Here is a 927-nt window from a genome sequence, read left to right as displayed (position 1 = left end):
GGTGTAGATAAAGTATAAAAATAAATGTAGAATTAATATTTTGTTTTCCGCCTTTCCCTCTTATTTTTGCTCAAATATCTGCTTATTATATGGATTAATATTGATTATTATGACCGAAATTAAAAAAATACCTTATCTACGCTTACATTTTATTTTGTGTTTGTGTTTTTGATTTTGCAAGTGTTTCCAACAAAATATACAAACAAAAAACAACACAAGCAACAAACAAAAAAATTAAAATTACCAAAATTAACAAAAAAATAAAAATAATAAAGAGGTTAGAAAATGATTGATTTTAAAAAAGAGGTTTTAAAAAGAAAAGACGCCTTAATTGAGGCTTTGCAAACATTATTAAAAATTAACACTGAACTTACCACCTTTGACCCTAATAGAACAGGTGCTCCTTTTGGCGAAGGAAATCAACAAGCCCTTGATTTTATGCTTGATTTAGGCTCCCAAAGCGGCTTTAAAACCCTGAATTTAGAAGGATACGCTGGTCATATTGAATACGGCAACCAAAAAGAATGGGTTGGTATGATTGGTCATTTGGATGTAGTGCCAGCAGGAACTGGTTGGGACTATCCACCTTATGCGGCTTTAATTGTTGATGGCACGCTTTATGGCAGAGGAACCCAAGACGATAAAGGTCCTACAATGGCAGCTTTCTGGGCTTTGAAAATATTGCACGAACTAAATTTGCCGCTTTCAAAAAGAATTAAATTAATTTTGGGTGTCGATGAAGAAACTGGATTTCGTTGTATGAAACACTATTTTAAACAAGTCCCTGAATTGCCTGTATCTGGTTTTGTTCCTGACAGCCATTTTCCTGCTATTTATTGCGAAAAAGGAATTGGGGATTTTACTTTTGAAGGCACAGTTTTAGATAATAGAATTGTAAGTATTCAAAGCGGGCAAGCCTCTAATGTT

1 protein-coding gene is annotated in these 927 nt (G+C 33.3%); it reads left to right on the top strand.

Features of this window, described 5'->3' with window-relative positions; all coding sequences use genetic code 11:
• Positions 1 to 285: 285 nt before the first annotated feature.
• Positions 286 to 927 (top strand): Sapep family Mn(2+)-dependent dipeptidase (locus OYV_RS04035; protein WP_152550848.1); only part of this gene is annotated, 642 nt, incomplete at its 3' end.

The sequence above is a fragment of the 'Chrysanthemum coronarium' phytoplasma genome, assembly GCF_000744065.1.
Classification (GTDB): domain Bacteria; phylum Bacillota_I; class Bacilli_A; order Acholeplasmatales; family Acholeplasmataceae; genus Phytoplasma; species Phytoplasma asteris.
Note: the sequence above shows the minus strand (reverse complement) of the source record. Positions and strands in the feature narration are given on the sequence as shown.